Annotated in this window: 29 protein-coding genes, 1 tRNA gene and 1 pseudogene; 29 read left to right on the top strand and 2 right to left on the bottom strand. The window is 68.4% G+C overall.

The features are described from left to right. Positions 1–406: 406 nt before the first annotated feature. A tRNA-Gly gene (locus tag EXE45_RS15005) sits at positions 407–477 on the bottom strand. 107 nt (positions 478–584) lie between these two features. Between EXE45_RS15005 and EXE45_RS15000 the strand changes: the two genes are divergently transcribed. From EXE45_RS15000 to secY, 26 genes are all read left to right on the top strand, one after another. Continuing rightward, positions 585–1,859, top strand: coding sequence for a PQQ-dependent sugar dehydrogenase (locus EXE45_RS15000; RefSeq protein ID WP_137694783.1), 1,275 nt, complete (start codon positions 585–587; stop codon positions 1,857–1,859). 156 nt (positions 1,860–2,015) lie between these two features. Then, a complete protein-coding gene (locus EXE45_RS14995; RefSeq protein WP_137694784.1) occupies positions 2,016–2,882 on the top strand; it encodes a putative RNA uridine N3 methyltransferase in 867 nt (288 codons plus the stop codon). Between the two features lie 4 nt (positions 2,883–2,886). Further along, positions 2,887–3,903 (top strand): 50S ribosomal protein L3, encoded by a 1,017-nt coding sequence (locus tag EXE45_RS14990; RefSeq protein ID WP_096394487.1) that lies wholly within the window; start codon positions 2,887–2,889, stop codon positions 3,901–3,903. Positions 3,904–3,906: 3 nt separating this feature from the next. Further along, positions 3,907–4,653 carry a 50S ribosomal protein L4 gene (rpl4p, locus tag EXE45_RS14985; RefSeq protein WP_137694782.1) on the top strand — a complete coding sequence of 249 codons (747 nt, stop codon included), beginning with the start codon at positions 3,907–3,909 and terminating at the stop codon, positions 4,651–4,653. Then, a complete protein-coding gene (locus tag EXE45_RS14980; protein ID WP_092919882.1) occupies positions 4,650–4,904 on the top strand; it encodes a 50S ribosomal protein L23 in 255 nt (84 codons plus the stop codon). The genes rpl4p and EXE45_RS14980 overlap by 4 nt, the downstream gene beginning before the upstream one ends. Position 4,905: 1 nt before the next feature. Beyond that, positions 4,906–5,628 carry a 50S ribosomal protein L2 gene (locus EXE45_RS14975; RefSeq protein ID WP_004047227.1) on the top strand — a complete coding sequence of 241 codons (723 nt, stop codon included), beginning with the start codon at positions 4,906–4,908 and terminating at the stop codon, positions 5,626–5,628. After that, positions 5,625–6,050 (top strand): 30S ribosomal protein S19, encoded by a 426-nt coding sequence (locus EXE45_RS14970; protein ID WP_092919884.1) that lies wholly within the window; start codon positions 5,625–5,627, stop codon positions 6,048–6,050. Before EXE45_RS14975 ends, EXE45_RS14970 begins: the two co-directional genes overlap by 4 nt. A gap of 3 nt (positions 6,051–6,053) precedes the next feature. Continuing rightward, on the top strand, positions 6,054–6,518 hold the full coding sequence (locus tag EXE45_RS14965) for a 50S ribosomal protein L22 (RefSeq protein ID WP_092919886.1): 465 nt from the start codon (positions 6,054–6,056) through the stop codon (positions 6,516–6,518). After that, positions 6,518–7,456, top strand: a complete 939-nt coding sequence (locus EXE45_RS14960; RefSeq protein WP_092919888.1) for a 30S ribosomal protein S3 — start codon at positions 6,518–6,520, stop codon at positions 7,454–7,456. Before EXE45_RS14965 ends, EXE45_RS14960 begins: the two co-directional genes overlap by 1 nt. A gap of 1 nt (position 7,457) precedes the next feature. Next, positions 7,458–7,676 (top strand): 50S ribosomal protein L29, encoded by a 219-nt coding sequence (gene rpmC, locus EXE45_RS14955; protein ID WP_092919890.1) that lies wholly within the window; start codon positions 7,458–7,460, stop codon positions 7,674–7,676. A 1-nt stretch (position 7,677) separates the two neighbouring features. Then, positions 7,678–8,136: a ribonuclease P protein component 1 gene (locus EXE45_RS14950; protein WP_092919892.1), complete on the top strand. Its 459-nt coding sequence runs from the start codon at positions 7,678–7,680 to the stop codon at positions 8,134–8,136. Further along, positions 8,127–8,468 (top strand): 30S ribosomal protein S17, encoded by a 342-nt coding sequence (locus EXE45_RS14945; protein ID WP_092919894.1) that lies wholly within the window; start codon positions 8,127–8,129, stop codon positions 8,466–8,468. The genes EXE45_RS14950 and EXE45_RS14945 overlap by 10 nt, the downstream gene beginning before the upstream one ends. Then, entirely contained in the window at positions 8,468–8,866 is a 399-nt protein-coding gene (locus EXE45_RS14940; protein WP_004597429.1) for a 50S ribosomal protein L14, read from the top strand. Before EXE45_RS14945 ends, EXE45_RS14940 begins: the two co-directional genes overlap by 1 nt. 2 nt (positions 8,867–8,868) lie before the next feature. Further along, positions 8,869–9,225, top strand: a complete 357-nt coding sequence (gene rplX, locus EXE45_RS14935; RefSeq protein ID WP_092919895.1) for a 50S ribosomal protein L24 — start codon at positions 8,869–8,871, stop codon at positions 9,223–9,225. Beyond that, entirely contained in the window at positions 9,222–9,947 is a 726-nt protein-coding gene (locus tag EXE45_RS14930; RefSeq protein ID WP_092919896.1) for a 30S ribosomal protein S4e, read from the top strand. The genes rplX and EXE45_RS14930 overlap by 4 nt, the downstream gene beginning before the upstream one ends. Further along, complete coding sequence (locus tag EXE45_RS14925; protein ID WP_092920474.1) at positions 9,940–10,464, top strand: 50S ribosomal protein L5; 525 nt, start codon at positions 9,940–9,942, stop codon at positions 10,462–10,464. Before EXE45_RS14930 ends, EXE45_RS14925 begins: the two co-directional genes overlap by 8 nt. Further along, positions 10,461–10,634 carry a 30S ribosomal protein S14 gene (locus EXE45_RS14920; RefSeq protein WP_004597423.1) on the top strand — a complete coding sequence of 58 codons (174 nt, stop codon included), beginning with the start codon at positions 10,461–10,463 and terminating at the stop codon, positions 10,632–10,634. The genes EXE45_RS14925 and EXE45_RS14920 overlap by 4 nt, the downstream gene beginning before the upstream one ends. Positions 10,635–10,636: 2 nt before the next feature. Further along, positions 10,637–11,029: a 30S ribosomal protein S8 gene (locus EXE45_RS14915; RefSeq protein WP_004047215.1), complete on the top strand. Its 393-nt coding sequence runs from the start codon at positions 10,637–10,639 to the stop codon at positions 11,027–11,029. Between the two features lie 2 nt (positions 11,030–11,031). Next, positions 11,032–11,565 carry a 50S ribosomal protein L6 gene (locus EXE45_RS14910; protein WP_092919897.1) on the top strand — a complete coding sequence of 178 codons (534 nt, stop codon included), beginning with the start codon at positions 11,032–11,034 and terminating at the stop codon, positions 11,563–11,565. A gap of 3 nt (positions 11,566–11,568) precedes the next feature. Beyond that, positions 11,569–12,276 carry a 50S ribosomal protein L32e gene (locus EXE45_RS14905; protein ID WP_092919898.1) on the top strand — a complete coding sequence of 236 codons (708 nt, stop codon included), beginning with the start codon at positions 11,569–11,571 and terminating at the stop codon, positions 12,274–12,276. Then, a complete protein-coding gene (locus tag EXE45_RS14900) occupies positions 12,269–12,730 on the top strand; it encodes a 50S ribosomal protein L19e (RefSeq protein ID WP_137694781.1) in 462 nt (153 codons plus the stop codon). The genes EXE45_RS14905 and EXE45_RS14900 overlap by 8 nt, the downstream gene beginning before the upstream one ends. Then, the gene (locus EXE45_RS14895) at positions 12,730–13,287 is read left to right on the top strand and encodes a 50S ribosomal protein L18 (protein WP_092919900.1); all 558 of its coding nucleotides are present in this window, start codon (positions 12,730–12,732) and stop codon (positions 13,285–13,287) included. Before EXE45_RS14900 ends, EXE45_RS14895 begins: the two co-directional genes overlap by 1 nt. Beyond that, positions 13,280–13,927, top strand: a complete 648-nt coding sequence (locus tag EXE45_RS14890; protein WP_092919901.1) for a 30S ribosomal protein S5 — start codon at positions 13,280–13,282, stop codon at positions 13,925–13,927. Before EXE45_RS14895 ends, EXE45_RS14890 begins: the two co-directional genes overlap by 8 nt. After that, complete coding sequence (locus EXE45_RS14885; protein WP_137694780.1) at positions 13,927–14,391, top strand: 50S ribosomal protein L30; 465 nt, start codon at positions 13,927–13,929, stop codon at positions 14,389–14,391. Before EXE45_RS14890 ends, EXE45_RS14885 begins: the two co-directional genes overlap by 1 nt. After that, a complete protein-coding gene (locus tag EXE45_RS14880; RefSeq protein ID WP_092919903.1) occupies positions 14,388–14,885 on the top strand; it encodes an uL15m family ribosomal protein in 498 nt (165 codons plus the stop codon). The genes EXE45_RS14885 and EXE45_RS14880 overlap by 4 nt, the downstream gene beginning before the upstream one ends. Position 14,886: 1 nt before the next feature. Continuing rightward, on the top strand, positions 14,887–16,368 hold the full coding sequence (gene secY, locus EXE45_RS14875) for a preprotein translocase subunit SecY (RefSeq protein ID WP_137694779.1): 1,482 nt from the start codon (positions 14,887–14,889) through the stop codon (positions 16,366–16,368). Positions 16,369–16,635: 267 nt separating this feature from the next. Here the strand turns inward: secY and EXE45_RS14870 are convergent, their stop codons facing one another. Continuing rightward, positions 16,636–17,469, bottom strand: coding sequence for a hypothetical protein (locus EXE45_RS14870; RefSeq protein ID WP_092919905.1), 834 nt, complete (start codon positions 17,467–17,469; stop codon positions 16,636–16,638). A gap of 192 nt (positions 17,470–17,661) precedes the next feature. On the opposite strand from EXE45_RS14870, the gene EXE45_RS14865 reads away from it, so the two are divergent. The 3 genes and pseudogenes from EXE45_RS14865 to EXE45_RS21370 all read left to right on the top strand — a co-directional run. Beyond that, complete coding sequence (locus EXE45_RS14865) at positions 17,662–18,792, top strand: tRNA (guanine(26)-N(2))-dimethyltransferase (RefSeq protein WP_092919906.1); 1,131 nt, start codon at positions 17,662–17,664, stop codon at positions 18,790–18,792. A 62-nt stretch (positions 18,793–18,854) separates the two neighbouring features. Next, on the top strand, positions 18,855–20,180 hold the full coding sequence (locus tag EXE45_RS14860) for a YihY/virulence factor BrkB family protein (RefSeq protein ID WP_092919907.1): 1,326 nt from the start codon (positions 18,855–18,857) through the stop codon (positions 20,178–20,180). Positions 20,181–20,258: 78 nt separating this feature from the next. Next, a pseudogene (locus EXE45_RS21370) lies at positions 20,259–20,414 on the top strand (phosphoesterase); the annotation flags it as partial.

Here is a 20,414-nt window from a genome sequence, read left to right as displayed (position 1 = left end):
GGGAGTCGCGGCCGCTTTTAAGCGGCCGCGACGAGGCTGGGGAGGCGTGAGGTGCTGTGCGGTGCGGGGCGGGACTCAAAGGGGCAGTCGCGAGGACGAAGCACGACGACGCAAGGACCGGAACGAGGGAGCGGTAGCGACCGAGTGAGGACCGCAGCGAGTCGCGCGAGTCCTCGCGCCTGGGGCTTTGGAGGTGTTCGTCGCCGGTCCGCCGTCTGTTTATAAATAGCTGATAACGTCCGAATCTCTCTCGGTGATTTTGCTCACTTCGTTCGCAAAATGTACCGGCCGAGATTTGAACTCAGAATCAGACGTGCTCGCTCACGGCTCGCTTCGCTCGCCGTTCGCTGCGCGTGACTGATAGCGTTCAAATCTCGCGGAGATTTCTCTCACTACGTTCGAGAAATGCACCGGCCGAGATTTGAACTCGGGTTGCAACCATGGCAAGGTTGCGTGATACCACTACACTACCGGTGCGTGCTTCGCATTCGATCGTAGCCCGGGTCGGAGATATAAGGGTTCCGAACGACGGTCGGCGGAAGGGTCATCGGTGCCGCGTCCGCATGTAGACCCGAACTCGAACGATGGCCGACTTCCCCGACCGCATCGACAGACGCACCGCCCTCCGCGCGGCTGGCGGCCTCGCCGGAACGACCGCCCTCCCGACCCTTTCGGGCTGTCTCGGCAACACTGGCGGCGACGGGACCGACGACCCCGTCGACGCCCCGCCCGACGACGGCGGCGACGTCGACTACGCGGTCGAGACCGTCGCCGGGGGGTTCGAGAACCCGTGGGGGCTCGCCTTCCTGCCCGACGACGGCCGCCTGCTCGTCACCGAGCGCCCCGGACGGCTCTCGCTCCTCGACCCCGCGGACGGGACGGTCGAGGACGTCGCGGGCGCACCCGAAGTGTTCGCCGAGGGACAGGGCGGGCTGCTCGACGTCGCGGTCCACCCCGACTACCCCGACGACGCGCGCGCCTACCTCACCTACTCGGCGGCCGCGGCGGACTCGCCCGCCGGCGACGGCGCGGACGGCGCGACGACCCACGTCGGCGTCGGTCGGCTCTCGCTCGACGACGACGCGCCCGCACTCGACGACTTCGAGGCGATCTTCGCGGCCGAGCCGTTCCGCGACACGAACCTCCACTTCGGGTCGCGGGCGACGTTCGGCCCCGACGGCGCGCTGTTCGTCACGGTCGGCGACCGGCGCGACACCGACTTCGGGCCGGACCACGTCTCGCAGGATCGGTCGAACGAGCTGGGCGCGACCCTCCGCCTGACCCCGGACGGCGACGCCCACCCGGACAACCCGTTCGTCGACGACCCCGACGCTGCGGACGCGCTCTACAGCTACGGCCACCGCAACCCGCAGGCGATGGCGGTGCGACACGAGACAGACGCGCTCTGGCAGTGCGAGCACGGCGAGCGCGACGGCGACGAGATCAACGTCGTCGAGCGCGGCGGCAACTACGGCTGGCCGATCGCGAGCGAGGCGTGCCGCTACGGGACGGACGACCCCGTCGCGCCGGGCCACGACGAACGCGACGACGTGATCGCGCCGGTCCACTACTGGCCCTGCGGCTCCGGCGGCTTCCCGCCGAGCGGCGCCGTCTTCTACGACGGCGACGCGTTCCCGGAGTGGCGCGGCGACCTGTTCGCGGGCACGCTCGCGGCGCAGTACCTCGGGCGGTTCACGGTCGACGGCGACGGCCTCGACGCGACCGTGACCGAGCGCAGCCCGCTGCTCGACGGCCGGGACTGGCGGATGCGCGCGGTCGCGGTCGAGCCGACCACCGGTCACCTCTACGTCGCGGTTGACGCGGTCGACGCGCCGGTCGCGCGGATCGTTCCGGCGTGAGAGTTCGGTGCCCCGAGAGCGATCCGTGCGAATGGTTCGCTCGGATCTGTGGGGCGATTCGGCCGCCAGACCCCGTGTGAACGCGGCACAGCCGAAAATCGGGACCGCTATCCTTTTACGGTGGCGTCCGGAATCGAGGGGTACAGTCTCGCCACGATGCGTACCGAAGACGGACTCACGATATGTGTTCCGTCTTCGGTCGTCCGGGAGGCCGAGGACGACCGCGAGGCGACTCGCAAACTCGGCTACGTCGCCCGTGCGGCGGCGGTGTTCCGGGCGGATCGGCTCGTCGTCTTCCCCGACCGGGAAGGCGACGGCCGACGGGGCGGGGAGTACGTCCGCACCGTGCTGGGGTACGCCGCGACGCCGCCGGAGCTCCGGAAGGACCTCTGGGGGCAGCGCGACGAGCTCCGGTACGTCGGCGTGCTCCCCCCGCTCCGCGTGCCGTGGCGGACCGGCTCGACCCCTAGCGGGGGAGAGTCGAAAACACAGGGACTCGTGACCGAGGTCGGACCTGAAGGCCGCGTCCGGGTCAATTCCCCGCTGCGGGAACACCCGATCTCCCTGCTCGTCCCCTCCGGAATGGAGGTCGAGCAGGGGGAGCGCGTCACCATCAGGGTCTCTTCGAGAGAACCGGTCCGCGCCCGCATCGCCGGGAAGCCCGAGGAGGGTTTCCAGGTCGTGGCCGCGGACCTGTCGGAAGCGCTCGCCGGCGACGGACTGGCCGTCGCGACGTCGCGACACGGAGAATCGCTCTCCGTCTCGCGGCTCGGCGACCTCGTCTCGGACGCCCGCGAGGCCGGCGGTTACACCGTCGCCTTCGGGGCGCCCGAGCGGGGGCTTCCGGAGATGCTCGGGCTTTCGCCCGACCGCATTCGGGCGGCCGTCGTCGACGGCCGCTCGGTCGAACCCGATCCGGGGTTCGACCTCTGGTTGAACACGATCCCGGCACAGGCGAGCGAGGTCGTCCGGACGGAGGAGGCTCTGTTCGCGACCCTCGGCTCGCTCACACTCACGGAGTAAACACATGCCACAACCAAGCCGACCACGAAAAGGCTCGCTGGGCTACGGCCCGCGCACCCGCGCAGACAGCGAGGTGCCGCGCATCCGTTCGTGGCCAGACGACGACGGGGCCCCTGCGCTACAGGGATTCGCCGGCTACAAGGCCGGGATGACCCACGTCATGATGGTCAACGACGAGGCGAACTCGCCGCGTGAAGGGATGGAAGAGGCCGTCCCCGTCACCGTCGTCGAGACGCCGCAGATGTACGCCGTCGCAGTCCGAGCCTACGAGGACACGCCGTACGGACAGAAGCCGGTCGAAGAGGTCTGGGCGACCGAGTTCCACGAGGAGCTCGACCGCGCGCTCGACCTCCCGGCCGAAGAAACATTCGAGGAGGACGCCGACGAGCTGCGCGCGCTGCTCGACGACGACGTCGTCGACGACGTGCGCGTCATCACGCACACGGCCCCCTCGGACCTCGCGAACGTCCCCAAGAAGAAGCCCGACGTCATGGAGACGCGCGTCGGCGGCGGCTCCTTAGAGGAGCGCGCCGACTTCGCGCTGGACCTGGTCGCCGAAGGCGGCGCCCACGAGTTCGGCGACGTCTTCCGCGCCGGCCAGTACACCGACGTCTCCGGCATCACGAAGGGGAAGGGGACGCAGGGTCCCGTCAAGCGCTGGGGCGTTCAGAAGCGGAAGGGCAAACACGCCCGCCAGGGATGGCGGCGCCGGATCGGCAACCTCGGTCCGTGGAACCCCTCCCGCGTCCGCTCCACCGTGCCCCAGCAGGGGCAGACCGGCTACCACCAGCGCACCGAGCTCAACAAGCGCCTCATCGACTTCGGCGAGGGCGACGACGCCTCCGTCGACGGCGGCTTCGTCAACTACGGCGAGGTCGACGGCGAGTACGCGCTCATCAAGGGCTCGCTGCCCGGACCGGACCAGCGCCTGCTGCGACTCCGCCCGGCCATCCGGCCGAACGACCAGCCGCGCCTCGACCCCGAGGTCCGGTACGTTTCCACCGAATCCAACCAGGGATAACCAATGAACGCAACAGTACACGACCTGGACGGCGACGAGGCGGGCAGCGTCGAGCTGCCGGCCGTCTTCGACACCGCGTTCCGACCGGACCTCATCGGTCGCGCGGTCGGCGCCGCCCAGGCAAACCGGAAGCAGGCCTACGGGGCCGACGAGTTCGCCGGGCTGCGGACGCCCGCCGAGTCGTTCGGCTCCGGCCGCGGGCTCGCGCACGTGCCCCGTTCCGAGAACGTCGCCCGTCGCGTCCCGCACGCCGTGTCGGGCCGCGCCGCGCACCCGCCGAAGGCCGAGAAGGACCAGACGAAGAAACTGAACGACAAGGAGCGACAGCTCGCCATCCGGTCGGCCATCGCGGCCACGACCGACGCCGAGCTCGTCGCCGAGCGCGGCCACGCGTTCGACGAGGACCTCGACCTCCCGCTCGTCGTGAGCGACGAGTTCGAGTCCCTCGAGAAGACGCAGGAGGCCCTTGGCGTGCTCGAAGCGGTCGGCGTCGACGCCGACATCGAGCGCTCCGAGGAGGGCCGTTCCGTCCGCGCCGGACAGGGGAAGGCCCGCGGCCGCAAGTACCGCCAGCCGAAGTCCGTCCTCGTCGTCACCAGCGAGGAGCCGTCCCGCGCCGCCCGTAACCTCGCGGGCGTCGACGTCGCGACCGCGGGCGAGGTCAACGCGGAAGACCTCGCGCCGGGCGCGCACCCGGGCCGACTCACGCTGTGGACCGAAAGCGCCGTCGAGGAGGTGGCGGACCGATGAACTCGATCATCGAGCATCCGATCGTCACCGAACAGGCGATGAACGAGATGGACTTCAACAACAAGCTGCTGTTCCTCGTCGACGTGGACGCGACCAAACCGGAGATCGAGTCCGAGGTCGCCGACCGCTACGACGTGGGCGTCGTGGACGTGAACACGCAGGTGACGCCGCAGGGCGAGAAGAAGGCGATCGTCACCCTCTCCGCGGACGACGACGCGACCGAAATCGCCTCGCGCATCGGGGTGTTCTAAGATGGGACGACGAATTCAAGGACAACGGCGCGGACGCGGCGGCCCGACGTTCCGGGCCCCCTCCCACCGTTACAAGGCTGAACTGTCGCACAAGAAGCTCGAAGACGTGGACACGATCACCGGCGAGATCGTCGGGATCGAACACGACCCCGCTCGCTCGGCTCCGCTCGCGGAGATCGAGTTCGAGGACGACGACCGTCGCCTCGTGCTCGCGCCGGAAGGCGTTCGCGTGGGCGAGACGATTCAGGTCGGCGTCTCGGCGGAGATCAAGCCGGGCAACACGCTCCCGCTGGCGGAGATCCCCGAGGGCGTCCCGGTGTGTAACGTCGAGAGCAACCGCGGGGACGGCGGGAAGTTCGCGCGCGCCTCCGGCGTGTCCGCGACGCTGCTCACCCACGACCGCGACGTCGCGGTCGTTCAGCTCCCCAGCGGCGAAGTGAAGCGGCTCGACCCCCAGTGCCGCGCCACGATCGGCGTCGTCGCGGGCGGCGGCCGGACGGAGAAGCCCTTCGTCAAGGCCGGTAACAAGCACCACAAGATGAAGGCGCGCGGCACCAAATACCCGCGCGTGCGCGGCGTCGCGATGAACGCCGTCGACCACCCCTTCGGCGGCGGTGGTCGCCAACACCCCGGCCAGCCGAAGTCCGTCTCGCGGGACGCCCCGCCGGGACGCAAGGTCGGTGACATCGCATCCAAGCGAACCGGACGAGGTGGCAACAAATGAGTTCAGATTACCGAACCGGCCGCGAGGACGAGGAGTTCGCCTACCGCGGTCACTCGCTCGACGAGCTGCAGGAGATGGACGTAGACGAGGTCGCGGAACTGCTCCCCGCACGCCAGCGGCGAACCATCGTTCGCGGACTGGGCACCGAACAGCAGAAGCTGCTGGAGACGGCCCGGAGCCGCGACAAGGAGACGACGGCGGACGACCCGATCCGGACGCATCTGCGCGACATGCCGATCCTGCCGGAGTTCGTCGGCGTCACCTTCTCCGTGTACAACGGACACAGCTTCGAGCGCGTTCAGGTCGAGCCCGAGATGATCGGGCATTACCTCGGTGAGTTCCACCTCACGCGAAGCACCGTCGAACACGGTCAGGCCGGCATCGGCGCGACCCGGTCCTCGAAGTTCGTGCCCCTCAAGTAACCCATGGGAATCAACTACAGCGTCGAGGCCGACCCGGAGACCACCGCCAAGGGGATGCTCCGCGATCGGCCCATCAGCGTGAAGGACAGCAAGGAGATCTCCCGAGAGATCAAAGGCGAGACGGTCGCCGACGCCGAGGAGTTCCTCCGGGAGGTCATCGACGAGGAGACCTCGGTGCCGATGCGCCAGCACAACGCCGGCGCGGGCCACCGCTCCGACATCGACGGCTGGGACGCGGGCCGGTACCCCGAGAAGGCCGCCAAGGACTTCCTCAAGCTCTTGGAGAACGTCAAGAACAACGCGACCGAGCAGGGGTTCGACGGCGACGAGATGGTTATCAAACACGTCGCCCCCCACAAGGTCGGCGAACGACCCGGTCGGAACCCGCGCGCCGCGGGCGCGACCGAGTGGAACACCACGCTCGCGGACGTCGAACTGATCATCGAGGAGCCGGAGGCTGACAACTAATGGCTGACGAACACCAATTCATCGAGGACGGCCTGCGCCGTTCCCAGATCAACGAGTTCTTCGCGGACGAGCTCGGCCGCGCCGGCTACGGCGGGATGGACGTCGCCCAGACGCCGATGGGCACGCAGATCGTCTTGAAGGCCGAAAAGCCCGGCATGGTGATCGGGAAGGGCGGGAAGAACATCCGCAAGATCACCACCGAGCTCGAGGAGCGCTTCGACATGGACGACCCGCAGATCGACGTTCAGGAGGTCGACGAGCCCGACCTGAACGCCCAGATCGTCGCGGACCGTCTCGCGAACGCCCTCGAGCGCGGCTGGTACTTCCGGAAGGCCGGCCACACCACGATCGACCGGATCATGGACGCGGGCGCGCTCGGCGCCGAGATCGTCTTATCCGGCAAGGTCACCGGCGCGCGCTCGCGCGTCGAGAAGTTCAACCGCGGCTACATCAAGCACAACGGCGAGCCCGCCGAGGAGGTCGTCGACCACGGCCAGGGCGTCGCCGTCATGAAGCTCGGGACGATCGGCGTCAACGTGAAGATCATCCCGCCGGGCGCGACCCTCCCCGACGACTTCGAGGTCCGCGAGGACGCCGAGGTGCCGGAGGTCGAGCAGGCGGCGGTCGACGCCGACGCCGACGAGGGCGTCGAGTCGCTCCTCGAGGAGGAGCCCGACGAGGTCCCGGACGCCGACGACGACGTCGACGTGCCCGACGAGGACCCCGCGGAGGTCATCGACGAGGAGGTCGTCGAAGAGGTCGTCGAGGAGACGCAGGGGACGGCCGCCGAGGCGACCGACGTCGCGGCGGAGGAACCGGTCGACGAGGACGTCGACGCCGACGAGCTCGACGAACTCGACGAGGAGATCGAGTCCGAGGCGGCCGACCTCGTCGCGGAGATGGAGGCGGCCGACGAGGAAGACGAGGAGGACGAGTAATATGGCGATCCTCTACACCGACGAGATCCGCGACATGACCGCGGCGGAGCGACGGGTCGAACTCGAGGAGCTCGAGACCGAGCTGCTCAACTCGAAGGCGCAGCGGGCGGCCGGCGGCATGCCGGAGAGCCCGGGCCGCGTCAACGAGCTGAAGAAGACGATCGCGCGGATCAAGACGATCCAGACGGAAGAAGGCGACTTCGACGACGAGGACCAGTGAGATGATCGCCCCCGACAACATCGTTCGACACGAGCTCGTCGGCCTCCCGGTTCGGGTGGTCGACGCCGACAGCGACGCCCGCGTTGGCGTCGCCGGTCGCGTGCTCGACGAGACGTTCGGCACCCTCGTGGTCCGGACGGCGTCGGGGGACAAGCGCGTGCCCAAGTCGGGCGCGACGTTCGAGTTCGGCGTCGTCGAGACGCCGACCGCTCGCACAGATGAAGCCGCCGGCGACGACCAGTCGCCGGGGTCCGCGTCCCAACTCGGGTCGGATACTACGGGGGTCCGCCCCCGTCAGTCTGGCCCGTCCGGGTCCGAAAGCGTCGTCGACGGTGACGGCGCGGGTCCGGCGAGCCGACGAGGCGAGTGCAAAGACGCGGTCTACGCGACGGTGGATGGCGATCGGTTGCGACATCGGCCCGCCGAACGCACCGAACGAGGTGCCACACAATGGCGATAGGAATCGACGTACCCACGCCTCCGGAGCCAGACAACCCGGAGGATTACGACTACGAGAAGTGCCCGTTCTACGGGCAGCTCTCCGTCCGCGGCCAGACCCGCGAGGGGACGGTCGTGTCGACGGATATGGCAAAGACCGTCATCGTCGAGCGAGAGTACGACGTGTTCGTACCGAAATACGATCGGTACATGAAGCGTCGCTCGCGCATCCCGGCCCACGTGCCGGGCGTGCTCGACTCGCTCGAAGTCGGTGACGAAGTGACAATCGCGGAGACGCGACCGCTCTCGAAGACGAAGTCCCACGTCGTCGTCGAGATCCTGGGTGATGGGTGATGGAGGCGCTCAAGGCCGACGTCACGCAGGGGCTCTCGAAGGGCTCGCTCATCACGTGCGCCGACAACACCGGCGCCCGTGAGCTGAAGGTCATCTCCGTGTCGGGCTACTCCGGCACGAAGAACCGTCACCCGAAGGCAGGGATCGGCGACAAGGTGACCGTCTCGGTCACCAAGGGGACGCCGGAGATGCGGCGGCAGGTGCTGGAGGCGGTCGTCGTCCGCCAGCGCAAGCCGATCCGCCGTCCGGACGGCACGCGCGTGAAGTTCGAGGACAACGCGGCCGTCATCATCGACGACCTCGAGGAGCCGCGGGGCACGGAGATCAAAGGCCCCGTCGCCCGCGAGGTCGCCGAACGGTTCGGGAGCATCGCCTCGACCGCGACGATGATCGTCTAACTATGACGAAACAGCCACGCAAACAGCGAAAACGGTCGGAGACCGCGCCGCTCCACGAGCGGCAGAATCAGGTCCGGGCCACCCTCACCGACGACCTCCGCGAGGAGTACGGGCAGCGGAACGTCCGCGTCAACGCCGGCGACACCGTCGAGGTGCTTCGCGGCGACGCGGCCGGGACGGAGGCGGAGGTCGTCTCCGTCGACCTGTCCGCCGAGCGGATCACGGTCGAGGACGTCACCGTCGAGAAGGCGGACGGGGAGGAAGTTCCCCGCCCCCTCCCGGCGAGCAACGTCCGGGTGACCGAACTGGACCTCGAGGACGAGCGCCGGGAGGCGCGGCTCCGGGAGGACAACGAATGACGCGACACCAGAAGCGACTGTCGGTACCGAACTCCTGGCCGGTCGAGCGCAAGACGGACACGTTCACCGTGAAGGCGGGCGCGGGCCCGCACGGCGAGGCGGGCGTTCCGCTCGTCGTCCTGCTGCGGGACGTGCTCGGCTACGTCGACTCGACGAAGGAGGCGCGCTACGCGCTGAACAACGACTCGATCCTCGTCAACGGGGACGCGGTCTCGGACGAACAGCGTCCGATCGGGATGTTCGACATCCTGGCGTTCCCCGAGCGCGGGGAGTACTTCCGCGTCTTCCCCGACGAGGGCGGTCGGCTCGCGCTGACGCCCGTCGACGAGGAGGCCGCGGGCAGCCGGCTCGGGAAGATCACGAACAAGACCGTCGTCCCCGGCGGGGTCGTCCAGCTGACGCTCCACGACGGGACGAACGTCCGCGTCGACGACGACGCGGGCTACGACACGAACGACTCGATCGTCGTCGACACCGAGACGAAGGAGATCGTCGCCCACTTCGAGTACGAGGAGGGCGCCCTCGTCACCGCCGTCGCCGGCCAGCACGCCGGGCAGATCGGCGAGGTCGACGACATCGACGTGACGCTCGGCTCCGGCGACAACACCGTGACCGTCGCCAGCGAGGACGGCGGCTACGAGACGGTCGAGGAGTACGTCGTCGTCATCGACGAGAACTTCACCGACGACGACGCCGACGAGGCGGGTGGTTCCGATGAGTGAAGCCGAGAGCGCCGACCACGAGATGCGCGAGCCGTACCTCGAGAAGGTCGTCGTCCACATGGGCGTCGGGCAGGGCGGTGAACCCCTCGCCGACGCCGAGGAGATCATCGAGGAGATCACGGGCCAGCAGTCGGTCCGGACCACCTCGAAGCGCACCATCGCCGAGTTCGGGATCCGCAAGGGCGACCCGATCGGCGTCAAGGTGACGCTGCGGGGCGAGGACGCGCACGCGTTCCTCGAGACCGCGCTGGAGCTGGTCGAGATCGGCCGGAGCCAGTTCGACGACACGGGTAACCTCAGCTTCGGGGTCGAGGACCACACCGACTTCCCGAGCCAGGAGTACGACCCCAACACCGGGATCTACGGCCTCGACGTGACGACGACGATCGTCCGTCCCGGCTACCGCGTCTCGAAACGCGACAAGGCGACGGGGACCATCCCCGCCCGCCACCGGATGACAGCCGAGGACGCGGCCGCGTTCCTCGAAACGAACTTCGACGTCGAGGTAACCGAATGAGCGAAGCGAACAACGACACGGGCGAGCACGCCGCGAAGCGCACCGACTCCCGGCACACGTGCCGGCGGTGCGACCGCGAGCAGGGACTCGTCGGCAAGTACGACATCAACCTCTGCCGGCAGTGCTTCCGCGAGGTCGCCCGAGACATGGGATTCGAGAAGTACAGCTGATCATGACGGGAAACGATCCATTCACCAACGCGCTCGCCGGCATGGACAACGCCGAGAGCGTTGGCCACCTGTCGTACACGGTAGAGCCCGCTTCGAACATCATCGGCTCCGTCCTCGAGGTCCTCTACGACCGCGGGTACGTCGACGGCTTCGAGTACGTCGACGACGGGAAGGCCGGGAAGTTCGAGGTCGAACTGAAAGGCGCGATCAACGAGTGTGGCGCCGTCAAGCCCCGCTACTCGGCGGGCGCAGACGAGTTCGAGAAGTGGGAGAAGCGGTACCTCCCCGCCCGCGACTACGGGACGCTCATCGTCACGACGAGCCACGGCGTCATGAGCCACTACGAGGCCCGCGAGGAGGGCATCGGCGGCCAAGTGATCGCATACGTCTACTAACAATGAACAGAGTCGAAATCGAGATTCCGGACGACGTCTCCGCCGAGACCGACCACCTCGAACTCACCGTCGAAGGGCCTAACGGAAGCGTCACGCGACGCCTCTGGTACCCCGACGTCGACGTTGCGGTCGAGGACGGCGCGGTGGTCATCACCGCCGACAACGAGGACGCGAAGACCAACGCCACGGTCGGCACCTTCGAGAGCCACGTCGCCAACATGATCCACGGCGTCACCGAGGGCTGGGAGTACGCGATGGAGGTGTACTACGCCCACTTCCCGATGCAAGTGACCGTGGAGGGCGACGAGGTCGTCATCGAGAACTTCCTCGGAGAGAGCGCCGCGCGGCGCACTCCGATCCGCGGAGACACGGACGTACAGATCGACGGCGAGACGGTCACGCTCTCGGGCTCCGACAAGGAGGCCGTCGGGCAGACCGCCGCCGACATCGAACAGCTGACGAAGGTGACCGACAAGGACACGCGCGTCTTCCAGGACGGCGTGTACATCGTCGAGAAGCCCACCGGAGGTGCCTAACCGATGGCAGACGAACTGGAAGACATCAGCGGTGTCGGTCCCTCGAAGGCGGACGCGCTTCGCGAGGCCGGCTACGAGACGGTCGAGGACGTGAAGGCCGCCTCCCAGTCGGAGCTCTCCGAGGTCGACGGCGTCGGCAACGCGCTCGCAGCGCGTATCAAGGCCGACGTCGGCGGGCTGGAGGTCGACGAGGAGGCGGACGCGGAGATCGAAGACGAGACGGACGAGGAGGAGGCCGACGAGGCCGACGCCGACGAGACCGTCGAGACGGAGCTTCGCCCCCGCGGGCACGCCGACAAGACGCCGGAACTGGACGACGAGACCGCTCGCGCGCTCGCGCAGAAGCACCGCGAGGGGAAACCGCAGTTCAACCGGCAGGACTACCACAAGAAAAAGCGGATCCCGACGTCGTGGCGCAAGCCGCGCGGCGGGCTCTCCAAGCAGCGACGCCGCATGAAGGCGAAGGGCCCGGTCGTCGAGGCCGGCTTCCGCTCGCCGACGGCATCGCGCGACCTGCACCCGAGCGGCTTCGAGGAGGTCCGCGTTCACAACACGGACGACCTCGAGGGCGTCGACGGCGACACGCAGGCGGTGCGTATCGCCTCGAAGGTCGGCGGTCGCAAGCGCGAACTGATCGAAGACGAGGCGGAGGAGCGCGAGATCCGCGTGCTGAACCCGACCTACGTCGAAGTGGAGGTCGACGATGAGTGACCTGAAAGCGCAGAAACGGCTCGCGGCGGACGAGCTCGACGTCGGCAAGGGCCGCGTCTGGCTCGACCCCGACGCACAGGAGGAGATCGCGGACGCGATCACCCGCGAGGACGTCCGCGAACTCATCGAACAGGGAACGATCCGCGCGAAAGACGAGAAGACGAACTCGCGCGGTCGCGCCCGCGAGCGCGCCGACAAGCGCTCGTACGGACACCAGTCCGGCGCCGGCTCCCGCAAGGGCCGTTCCGGCGCGCGGCAGGACACGAAGGACGACTGGAAGGCGCGCATCCGCGCGCAGCGGGCGCGCCTGAAGGAGCTTCGCGACGAGGAAGACGTGCTCGACGCCTCCGAGTACCGCACGCTCTACAACAAGGCGAGCGGCGGAAACTTCGAGGACGTCGCCCGTCTCGAGGCGTACATTCGGACGCAGTACGGTTACGAGGTGACGGACTAATGGCGACAGGACCACGATACAAGGTGCCGATGCGGCGCCGCCGCGAGGTCCGGACGGATTACCATCAGAGGTTGCGCCTGCTGAAATCGGGCAAGCCTCGCCTGGTCGCTCGGGTGAGCAACGCTCACGTCAGGGCGCAGCTGGTGACCCCCGGATCGGACGGCGACGAGACCCACGCGGCCGCCTCCAGCGAGGAGCTCGGCGAGTACGGCTGGGACGCCCCCACGGGCAACCTCCCCAGCGCGTACCTCACCGGCTTCCTCGCGGGCGCCCGCGCAGTCGACGCCGGCCTCGACGAGGCCGTCCTCGACATCGGGCTCAACACGGCGACGCCCGGCAACAAGACGTTCGCGGTACAGGAAGGAGCGATCGACGCGGGGCTCGAGATCCCGCACAACGACGACGTGCTGGCCGACTGGTCACGCACGCGCGGCGAGCATATCGCCGACTACGCCGAGCAGCTCGACGAGCCGCTGTACAGCGGCGAGTTCGACGCCAGCGAGCTACCCGAGCACTTCGACGACGTGCTCGCGACAATCCAGGAGGACCATGAGTAGACACAACGACGGCTGGGAACCGCGGACGCGACTCGGCCGCAAGGTACAGGACGGCGACGTCACGTCGATGGAACAGGCGCTCAACTCCGGGCTCCCGCTGAAGGAGGCGGAGATCGTCGACCAGCTCCTTCCGGGGCTCGAAGACGAGGTGCTGGACATCAACATGGTCCAGCGCATGACCGACTCCGGCCGCCGCGTGAAGTTCCGCTGCGTGGTCGCCGTGGGCAACCGCGACGGCTACCTCGGCTACGCGCAGGCCCGCGACGACCAGGTCGGCGGCGCGATCCAGAAGGCGATCGACGTTGCGAAGCTGAACGTCATCTCGGTCGACCGCGGCTCGGGTTCGTGGGAGGACCAGCCGGGCGGCACCAACTCCCTGACTCGCACGGCGACGGGGAAGGCCGGCTCCGTCACCGTCGAGATCAAGCCCGCTCCGCAGGGGCTGGGCCTCGCGGCGGCGGAGACGGTCCGCAACATCCTGGAGCTCGCCGGCGTCGAGGACGCCTGGACGAACTCCGACGGCAACACCCGTACGACGGTGAACCTCGCGAAGGCGACGTTCAACGCCTTGGAGAACGCGGCGCAGTCCCGCACTCCGCAGCACGCCCGCGAAGTCCACTACGACGAGGTGAGCGAGTGATGCAGGCGATCGTTCAGCTCCGCGGCGACGTCAACCTCGAGTACGGCGTCGAGGACACGCTCGACATGCTGAACGTCGGGCGCGTCAACCACGCGACGTTCGTCCCCGAGACGGAGTCGTACCGCGGCATGATCACGAAGGTCAACGACGTCGTCGCGTTCGGGGAACCGAGCGTCGAGGCCGTCGCGCGGACCGTCTCGCTGCGCGGCGAGCCCCTGGACGGCTCGGCCGACATCGACGACGAGTGGATCGACGACAACACCGACTACGCCGGTCTGGAGGCGCTGGCCGAGGCGCTCGTCGACGAGGAGACGACCCTGCGCGATCAGGGTCTCTCGCCGACGCTGCGGCTCCACGCGCCCCGCGGCGGTCACGAGGGAATTAAACACCCCGTGATCGAGGGCGGCGAACTCGGGAAACACACCACCGAGGAGATCGACAGTCTCCTGGAGGCCATGCGATGACGAGCAAGAAACGACGACAGCGCGGCTCTCGGACGCACGGCGGCGGCACGCACAAGAACCGGCGCGGCGCCGGGCACCGCGGCGGCCGCGGCGCGGCCGGTCGCGCGAAACACGAGTACCACAACTACGGCCCGCTCGGCAAGCACGGGTTCAAGCGTCCCGAGGACGCCCAGACGGAGGTCCTCGAGGTGAAGGTACAGAAGCTCGACGAGGACGCGGCGCTGTACGCCGCGGACGGCCTCGCCGAGGCCGACGGCGACGCGTACGTCTTCGACGCGCGCGACGTCGTGGAGGACGGCCACGAGGCGGACGTCGTGAAGGTGCTCGGCGGCGGACAGGTCCGTCGCGAGCTCCGCGTCACGGCCGACGCGTTCACGGCCGGTGCGGTCGAGCTCATCGAGGAGGCCGGCGGCGAGGCGACGCTCTCCGAGCGCGCCGAAGACGCCGCTGACGAACCGGAAAACACTTCAGACGACGAGAACGACGAGGCGTAATATGAGCTGGAAGGAGGCCGCCGAACCGGTGCTCTCGCGGATGCCCGTCGTGGAGCGGCCCGCGGGACACGTCCCGTTCAGACGGAAGCTCACGTGGACGGCCGGAATCCTGATCGTCTACTTCTTCCTGACCAACATCAACCCGTTCGGGTTGGCCGTCGGTCAGGGCTCTGACTTCTTCGGGCAGTTCCGGTCGGTGCTCGCCGGGTCGTCCGGGTCGCTGTTACAGGTCGGTATCGGACCGATCGTCACGGCGTCCATCGTCCTCCAGCTGTTGGGCGGTGCGAACCTCCTCGGGCTCGACACGGAGAACGACCCGCGCGACCAGGTCCTCTATCAGGGCCTCCAGAAGCTCCTCGTCATCATCATCGCCGCCCTGACGGCGGCGCCGATGGTGTTCACCGGTAGCTTCCTTCCGGCCGACGACGCGGTCGCGAGCGCGCTCGGGATCGGCACCTTCGGCGTCCAGCTGTTGATATTCGCGCAGATATTCGTCGGCGGTATCCTCATCCTGTTCATGGACGAGATCGTGAGCAAGTGGGGGGTCGGCTCCGGCGTCGGGCTGTTCATCATCGCGTCGGTGAGCCAGCAGATCGTCGGCGGCTTCTTCAGCTTCTCCGCGCTCGGCGCGTCCGGCTTCTTCGCGAGCTGGTACGGCGTCATCGTCGGTAGCGTGCCGGCGTCGATGTCGCCGTTTACCGCGGAGGGGCTCCAGAACCTACTCTTCGATCCCGGGAACATTCTGGCGCTTTTCACCACGGTGTTCATCTTCGGGATCGTCGTGTACGCGGAGTCGGTCCGCGTCGAGATCCCGCTGTCGCACGCCCGCGTGAAAGGCGCTCGCGGACGCTTCCCGGTGAAGCTCATCTACGCGTCCGTCCTGCCGATGATCCTCGTTCGCGCGCTGCAGGCGAACATCCAGTTCCTCGGTCAGATCCTCTCCTCGCAGTGGGCGGGGATGCCGGCGTTCCTGGGCGAGTACAGCGCGCAGGGCCAGCCCATCTCCGGGCTGTTCTACTACCTGAACCCCATCCAGAGCCGCAGCCAGTGGATGTGGTTCCTTGGGGAGATCCCGGCCTCGGTCGAGCCGTGGATGATCGCGGTCCGGCTCGGTGTCGACCTCACGTTCATGATCGTCGGCGGCGCCATCTTCGCGATCTTCTGGGTCGAAACCACCGGTATGGGGCCGGAGGCGACCGCGAAACAGATCCAGAACTCCGGGATGCAGATCCCCGGATTCCGCCGGAACCCGCAGGTCGTCGAGAAGGTGATGGAGCGGTACATCCCGCAGGTGACCGTCATCGGCGGCGCCCTCGTCGGGTTCCTCGCCGTGATGGCGAACCTGCTCGGCACTATCGGCGGCGTCTCCGGGACCGGGCTGCTGCTGGCCGTCTCTATCACGTACAAGCTGTACGAGGAGATCGCCGAAGAGCAGCTGATGGAGATGCATCCGATGATGCGCCAGATGTTCGGGAACGAGTAACGAACATCGACGCCCCTTTCAATTCTTTTTCGACCCCGAGCGACCGCACCGCCCACAGTTGGTTCTCGTCTGGGGGTCGCCGCAGCAACCGACTCGGACGACTTCTCCGCGCAGCTCGACGAGGCCGAGGCGGTCACCGACGATCGGCCTCAGTCGATCCAGCCATCGGCTGAGCAGACGGAAGCCGACGGTCTCCGGCCGAGTGCGGATACGCCACTCGACGCAACTGCGTCTACAGAGGGAACGAGGCGAGCGCCCCGAAGCGGTTCACGACTCTCGTCCGTCCGCGCCGTTGCCCTGCCCCGTAACGGTTTCTTCGACCTTTTCGTCTACTTTCTCGTCGACCGCCTCCTCCACCGTCTCGCTGACCGTCTCCTCAACTTTCTCGCCGACTGTCTCCTCGACCGTCTCCTCAACTTTCTCGCCGACTGTCTCCTCGACCGTCTCTTCCACCGTCTCCTCGACCGTCTCTTCCACTTTCTCACCGACTGTCTTCTCGACGGTCTCCTCAACGGTCTTCTCGACCGTCTCGCCGACTGTCTCCTCCACGGTCTCCTCGACGGTTTCACCGACTTTTTCCTCGACGGTTTCTCCGACTTTTTCCTCAACGGTTTCACCGACTTTTTCCTCAACGGTCTTCTCGACCGTCTCGCCGACGGTCTCCTCGACTTTCCCCGTTACTTCTTCGCTGACGGTGTTGCTGACGTCGTCGGCGACCCCGCTGACCTCCTTGTTGACGGTCTCGCCGACGCTCTTTTCGACTTCCTTGCTCACCTGCTCGCCGACGGTTTCCTCGACGGTCTTCTCGACCTCCTTGCTGACCGTTTCGCCGACGCTCTTTTCCACCTCTTTGTCGACGGTCTCGCCGACGCTCTCCTCGACCTGTTTGCCGACCTGGTCTGCGACCTCGCGGGTCATCCAGTCCGGGTCGAACCGCGCCATCTTCCAGACGACGTGGACCACGTAGGAGGCGAACACGCCGACCCCGAACGCGATCCCCACGTTACTCACTTGAAGCGTCGCGATGAGCACGATCGAGAGCGCGATCAGTGCGCCGTACGCGATGTCGGTGGCTCCGTCGATCCGCGCCGGACTCACCATCGTCGTCCCTCCGTCTCGGCGTCGGCCGCGTCACGTCGCTGTTGCGTGGCTTCTCCGTTCATACTTTTATATCGGGCTCGCGGCGTAAAAGCCTCTCATTGTCGTCGCCGTCGACGGCCGCGCTCGACCGTGTCTCGGTTCGTCGGTGTTCGGGAGCGAGGCCCTTTTAGTTCGGATAGCCGAATCGGCGGTATGGACATCGAGGAGGGCGGACTCACCGTCTCCGTCCCGGAGGCCCGCGACGGCGCCAGCGAGGGCACCGGCGGCGGCGTCTTCTTCAACCCGACCCAGGAGCTGAACCGCGACGTGACGGTCGCGACGCTGCGCGCCTACCGCGACCGCGAGCCGCGCGCGGCCTCGTACCTCGACGCGATGGCGGCCTCGGGGATCCGGGGCGTCCGCGCCGCCGCGGAGGGGTATCAGGTCACCTGCGCCGACGTCGACGCGGACGCGGTCGAGCTCGCCGCTTCGAACCTCGACGCCAACGGCCTCGACGGCGAGGCGGTCCACCGCGACGTCAACGCCCTGCTGTACGACGAGGGGCCGTTCGACGTGGTCGATCTCGACCCGTACGGCACGCCGATCCCCTTCGCGGACGCGGCGTTCGCGAACGGCCGAAACCTGGTCTGCGTCACCGCCACCGACACCGCGCCGCTGTGTGGCGCCCACCTCAACAGCGGGATCCGGAAGTACGGCGCGGTCCCACGCAACACGGATTACCACCCGGAGATGGGGCTTCGAACGCTGATCTCGGCGCTCGTCCGGACCGCCGCGCGCTACGACAAGGCGGCGACGCCGATCCTCTCGCACGTCTCCCGTCACTACGCGCGGACCTACCTCGAACTGGAGTCGGGCGCCCGCGCGGCCGACGACTGCCTCGAGGCCGTAGGCCACGTCGACGGCTGCGAGGACTGCCTCTGGCGCGCGGCGACGCGCGGGCACATCGCCGACCCGGTCGACGCCTGCCCGGAGTGCGGGAGCGACCGCGTCCTCACGGCGGGCCCGATCTGGCTCGGTCCGATCGCGGACCCCGACTTCGCGCGCGCGGTCCGCCGCGAGGTGACGGACGACATGGGCGAGGCGAAGCGCGCCCGCAAGCTGCTCGGGACCGTCGCGCGCGAACTCGACACGCCGACGCACTACGACCAACACCGCCTGTACAAGGAGTGGGGCGAGCCCGCGATCGGGATGGACGAGTTCGTCGAGCGCCTGCGCGGCGCCGGTCACGAGGCCAGCCGCGCGCACTACCGCGGGACCGCGGTGAAGAGCACGGCGTCGGTCCCCGAGATGCGCGAGGCGGTCCTCGGCGACGACGCGAGCTGAGGGCGTTTCCTTCCGTCTCCGTACCCGACCGGTTTTTGTCCTCATCGACCGAACCGCGGAGCGTGCTCCGACACTCGCGTTCCGCGTTCGGCACGGTTCGGCGCGTCGCAGACCTCGCGATCGACCGACAGGTGACGTTTCTCGCCGCCGCCATCGCCTACTACGCGTTCGTTTCGCTCGTCCCCGCGCTCCTGCTGCTCGTCGTCGTCGCGACCGCCGTCTTCGGCGAGACGATCGCCGCCGAGCTGGTCGCGTCGACCGGGGAGTTCCTCACGCCGGCCGGCGAGGAGGCGGTCGTCGCCGCGGTCTCCTCGGCCGGCGGCCGGACCGGCGCGAGCCTGCTCGGCCTCGGCGTGCTGCTCTGGTCGACGCTGAAGGTGTTCCGCGGGCTCGACACCGCCTTCGTCTCCCTGTACGGCGGCGACGAGACGCCCGGATTCCTCAGGCAGGTCGCCGACGCCGCGTCCGTCGTCGTCGCCGTCGGCGTCGGTATCGGCGTGATGGTCGTCGTCGGCGCGTTCGTCGCGGCCGCGGACGCGGTCCCGCTGGTCGAGACGGCGAGCGTCCTCGCGTTGCCCGCGTTCCTCGCCGCGGTCTTCCTCCCTATGTACTACCTCCTCCCGCAGCCGACGCTCACCGTCCGCGATGCCCTCCCGGGCGCGGTGTTCGCGGCGGTCTGCTGGACGCTGCTCCAGGCGGGGTTTCAGGTGTACGCCGCGGGCGCCGCGCAGTATCAGGTGTACGGCGTCATCGGCGGGATCTTGCTCCTGGTCACGTGGCTGTACCTCGCGGCCGTCGTCGTCGTCCTCGGCGGCGTCGTCAACGTGGTGTTCGCGGGACGGGTCGACGCTCCCGACGACGGCGCCGACGACACTCGGGACGGGGGAAGCGCCGGCGTGGTCGGTTCCCGGGACGACGCCGCAGACCGGCAGTTACAACAGGACCGCGGCCGACCCACGGGTATGAACGGCGAGTCGGACCGCGACGAGGGGGACGACGAACGGCCGCGGGGCGCGCCGGACGTCGCCGCCCTCGAAGCGGAGGTCCGGGAGCTGCGGTCACAGCTCGAGGAGTTCGAAGGCGACGTGGAACGCCGCACGGTCGACAAGCCGGAGGTCGAGTCGGAGCTGAAGCGGTACGTCCGATCGCGGATGCGCCGCGGCCACGCCCGCGGCTGGGGGCCGTACCTCGTGCTGCTGTACGGGACCGTGCTGACGCTCGCCGCGCTGACCTCGCTCGACGGGATCTACGCGGTCGGCGCCATCGTCGTCCTCGGGCTGTCGACGCTCGGCCTGTACACGATCTTCGTCGTCGTCGGCATCGGCCTCAACCTGATCGAGACGCCCGGCAAGGCGCTCGACTACGCCCGCCGCCGCGGCGATGACTAACGCGGCGACCTCCGCGTCGGCACCGCTCGGACCGACGGGAACCTCCGCGCCGGCGACGGCTCCCGAGGCGGTCGACGCGTGACCGGGCTCGTCGGCGCCGAGCGCGGCCTCGGCGAGACCGCGTTCGTCGACGCGCTCCCGGAGTTCGTCGTCGTCCTCTTCGCGGCCGTCACCCACCTCGCGGACCCCTGGTTCCTCTTCGGGCTGCTCGCGGTCGGCTACTGGTTCGCGAGC

Source organism: Halorubrum sp. SP9 (assembly GCF_005435015.1).
GTDB classification, from domain to species: Archaea; Halobacteriota; Halobacteria; order Halobacteriales; family Haloferacaceae; genus Halorubrum; species Halorubrum sodomense.
The sequence above is the reverse complement of the archived record's forward strand: the minus strand, read 5'-3'. Positions and strand labels throughout refer to the sequence as shown.

Coding starts and splice junctions, on each gene's coding strand:
- EXE45_RS14880 (WP_092919903.1), top strand. CDS start 14,388: ATGACGAGCAAGAAACGACGACAGCGCGGCTCTCGGACGCACGGCGGC.
- secY (WP_137694779.1), top strand. CDS start 14,887: ATGAGCTGGAAGGAGGCCGCCGAACCGGTGCTCTCGCGGATGCCCGTC.
- EXE45_RS14995 (WP_137694784.1), top strand. CDS start 2,016: ATGCGTACCGAAGACGGACTCACGATATGTGTTCCGTCTTCGGTCGTC.
- rpl4p (WP_137694782.1), top strand. CDS start 3,907: ATGAACGCAACAGTACACGACCTGGACGGCGACGAGGCGGGCAGCGTC.
- EXE45_RS14905 (WP_092919898.1), top strand. CDS start 11,569: ATGGCAGACGAACTGGAAGACATCAGCGGTGTCGGTCCCTCGAAGGCG.
- rpmC (WP_092919890.1), top strand. CDS start 7,458: ATGGCGATCCTCTACACCGACGAGATCCGCGACATGACCGCGGCGGAG.
- EXE45_RS14900 (WP_137694781.1), top strand. CDS start 12,269: ATGAGTGACCTGAAAGCGCAGAAACGGCTCGCGGCGGACGAGCTCGAC.
- EXE45_RS15000 (WP_137694783.1), top strand. CDS start 585: ATGGCCGACTTCCCCGACCGCATCGACAGACGCACCGCCCTCCGCGCG.
- EXE45_RS14940 (WP_004597429.1), top strand. CDS start 8,468: ATGGAGGCGCTCAAGGCCGACGTCACGCAGGGGCTCTCGAAGGGCTCG.
- EXE45_RS14965 (WP_092919886.1), top strand. CDS start 6,054: ATGGGAATCAACTACAGCGTCGAGGCCGACCCGGAGACCACCGCCAAG.
- rplX (WP_092919895.1), top strand. CDS start 8,869: ATGACGAAACAGCCACGCAAACAGCGAAAACGGTCGGAGACCGCGCCG.
- EXE45_RS14970 (WP_092919884.1), top strand. CDS start 5,625: ATGAGTTCAGATTACCGAACCGGCCGCGAGGACGAGGAGTTCGCCTAC.
- EXE45_RS14890 (WP_092919901.1), top strand. CDS start 13,280: ATGAGTAGACACAACGACGGCTGGGAACCGCGGACGCGACTCGGCCGC.
- EXE45_RS14980 (WP_092919882.1), top strand. CDS start 4,650: ATGAACTCGATCATCGAGCATCCGATCGTCACCGAACAGGCGATGAAC.
- EXE45_RS14960 (WP_092919888.1), top strand. CDS start 6,518: ATGGCTGACGAACACCAATTCATCGAGGACGGCCTGCGCCGTTCCCAG.
- EXE45_RS14975 (WP_004047227.1), top strand. CDS start 4,906: ATGGGACGACGAATTCAAGGACAACGGCGCGGACGCGGCGGCCCGACG.
- EXE45_RS14895 (WP_092919900.1), top strand. CDS start 12,730: ATGGCGACAGGACCACGATACAAGGTGCCGATGCGGCGCCGCCGCGAG.
- EXE45_RS14865 (WP_092919906.1), top strand. CDS start 17,662: ATGGACATCGAGGAGGGCGGACTCACCGTCTCCGTCCCGGAGGCCCGC.
- EXE45_RS14950 (WP_092919892.1), top strand. CDS start 7,678: ATGATCGCCCCCGACAACATCGTTCGACACGAGCTCGTCGGCCTCCCG.
- EXE45_RS14910 (WP_092919897.1), top strand. CDS start 11,032: ATGAACAGAGTCGAAATCGAGATTCCGGACGACGTCTCCGCCGAGACC.
- EXE45_RS14930 (WP_092919896.1), top strand. CDS start 9,222: ATGACGCGACACCAGAAGCGACTGTCGGTACCGAACTCCTGGCCGGTC.
- EXE45_RS14925 (WP_092920474.1), top strand. CDS start 9,940: ATGAGTGAAGCCGAGAGCGCCGACCACGAGATGCGCGAGCCGTACCTC.
- EXE45_RS14885 (WP_137694780.1), top strand. CDS start 13,927: ATGCAGGCGATCGTTCAGCTCCGCGGCGACGTCAACCTCGAGTACGGC.
- EXE45_RS14920 (WP_004597423.1), top strand. CDS start 10,461: ATGAGCGAAGCGAACAACGACACGGGCGAGCACGCCGCGAAGCGCACC.
- EXE45_RS14915 (WP_004047215.1), top strand. CDS start 10,637: ATGACGGGAAACGATCCATTCACCAACGCGCTCGCCGGCATGGACAAC.
- EXE45_RS14870 (WP_092919905.1), bottom strand. CDS start 17,469: ATGGTGAGTCCGGCGCGGATCGACGGAGCCACCGACATCGCGTACGGC.
- EXE45_RS14990 (WP_096394487.1), top strand. CDS start 2,887: ATGCCACAACCAAGCCGACCACGAAAAGGCTCGCTGGGCTACGGCCCG.
- EXE45_RS14945 (WP_092919894.1), top strand. CDS start 8,127: ATGGCGATAGGAATCGACGTACCCACGCCTCCGGAGCCAGACAACCCG.